The organism is Lonsdalea quercina (assembly GCF_900107885.1).
In the GTDB taxonomy this organism is placed as follows: Bacteria; Pseudomonadota; Gammaproteobacteria; order Enterobacterales; family Enterobacteriaceae; genus Lonsdalea; species Lonsdalea quercina.
Window position 1 is genome coordinate 1 of record NZ_FNQS01000026.1, and the last position, 2,369, is coordinate 2,369.

Below are 2,369 nucleotides of genomic sequence, written 5' to 3' on the forward strand. Positions count from 1 at the left end.
ATCCACGCGGAAGTGACCACTACCGATGGTGCAGGCAACGCCACGACTGCCGGTGCTGACCACAGCTACGCGGTCGATACCGCCGCGCCGGAAGCCTCCATCACTATCGACGATGTGACGGCCGACAACACGGTGAACATTGCCGAAGCGGGTCAGAACCAGAACGTGACCGGTCGCGTCGGCAACGACGTGCAGGTCGGCGACACGGTGACCGTGACCATCGGCGATCAGGCATACCAGACTACCGTCACCGCGTCGGACAACGGCAACGTATGGAGCGTCAGCGTGCCGGGCGAGGTACTGGCCGGTAACAGCCAGATCCACGCGGAAGTGACCACCACGGATGCGGCCGGTAACCCGACCACGGCATCTGCCGATCACGGCTACGCGGTCGATACGGCGGCACCGGAAGCCTCCATCACCATCGACGATGTGACCGGTGATAACACGGTGAATATGGCCGAAGCGGGACAGCCGCAGGCCATCACCGGTCGCGTCGGTAACGACGTGCAGGTGGGCGACACGGTGACCGTGACCATCGGCGACCAGGCCTACCAGACCACGGTGACCGCCTCCGATAACGGTAATGTGTGGAGCGTGAGCGTGCCGGGCGACGTGCTGGCCGGTAACAGCCAGATCCACGCGGAAGTGACCACCACGGATGCGGCGGGTAACCCGACCACGGCATCTGCCGACCACGGTTATGCGGTCGATACGGCCGCGCCGGAAGCGTCCATCACTATCGATAACGTCACCGGTGATAACACCGTCAATATCGCCGAAGCCGGTCAGAGCCAGAATGTGACTGGCCGTGTGGGCAACGACGTGCAGGTGGGCGACACGGTCACCGTGACCATTGGCGATCAGTCGTACCAGACCACCGTCACCGCCTCCGATAACGGCAACGTGTGGAGCGTCAGCGTGCCGGGTGACGTGCTGGCCGGTAACAGCCAGATCCACGCGGAAGTGACTACCACGGATGCGGCCGGTAACCCGGCCACGGCATCTGCCGACCACGGTTACTCCGTTGATACGGCGGCACCGGAAGCGTCCATCACTATCGATAACGTCACCGGTGATAACACGGTGAATATCGCGGAAGCGGGACAGGACCAGAATGTGACCGGTCGCGTCGGCAACGACGTGCAGGTCGGCGATACGGTCACCGTGACCATTGGCGATCAGTCGTACCAGACCACCGTCACCGCCTCCGATAACGGCAACGTATGGAGCGTGAGCGTGCCGGGCGAGGTACTGGCTGGTAACGCGCAGATCCACGCGGAAGTGACCACCACGGATGCGGCCGGTAACCCGACCACTGCCGCGGCAGACCACGGTTACTCCGTTGATACCGCCGCGCCGGAAGCGTCCATCACTATCGATAACGTCACTGGTGACAACACCGTCAATATCGCCGAAGCGGGACAGAACCAGAATGTGACCGGTCGCGTCGGCAACGACGTGCAGGTGGGCGATACGGTGACCGTGACCATCGGCGATCAGGCTTACCAGACCACCGTCACTGCGTCGGACAACGGCAATGTGTGGAGTGTCAGCGTGCCGGGCGACGTGCTGGCCGGTAACAATGAAATTCATGCCGAAGTCACCACCACGGATGCGGCGGGTAACCCGACCACGGCATCTGCCGATCATGGCTACGCGGTCGATACCGCCGCGCCGGAAGCCTCGATCACCATCGACGATGTGACGGCCGACAACACGGTGAACATTGCCGAAGCAGGTCAGAACCAGAACGTGACCGGTCGCGTCGGCAACGACGTGCAGGTGGGCGATACGGTGACCGTGACCATCGGCGATCAGACATACCAGACTACGGTGACCGCCTCCGATAGCGGCAACGTATGGAGCGTGTCCGTGCCGGGCGAGGTGCTGGCCGGTAACAGCCAGATCCACGCGGAAGTCACCACTACCGATAGTGCAGGCAATGCCACTACCGCTGGTGCTGACCACAGCTACGCCGTCGATACCGCCGCACCGGAAGCGTCCATCACCATTGATGATGTGACGGCAGACAACACCGTGAATATCGCGGAAGCGGGACAGCCGCAGGCCATCACCGGCCGCGTCGGCAACGACGTGCAGGTGGGCGATACGGTGACCGTGACCATCGGCGATCAGGCTTACCAGACCACCGTCACTGCGTCGGACAACGGCAACGTGTGGAGCGTCTCCGTGCCGGGCGAGGTGCTGGCCGGTAACAGCCAGATCCACGCGGAAGTGACCACTACCGACGGTGCTGGCAACGCCACGACTGCCGGTGCTGACCACAGCTATGCCGTTGATACCGCCGCGCCGGAAGCCTCCATCACCATCGACGATGTGACCGGTGACAACACCGTCAATATCGC

The 2,369-nt window shown here is 63.1% G+C and carries 1 protein-coding gene; it reads left to right on the plus strand.

Features of this window, described 5'->3' with window-relative positions; genetic code table 11:
* On the plus strand, positions 1-2,369 hold a 2,369-nt coding region (locus BLU64_RS16895), incomplete at both ends, for an Ig-like domain-containing protein (RefSeq protein WP_139171542.1).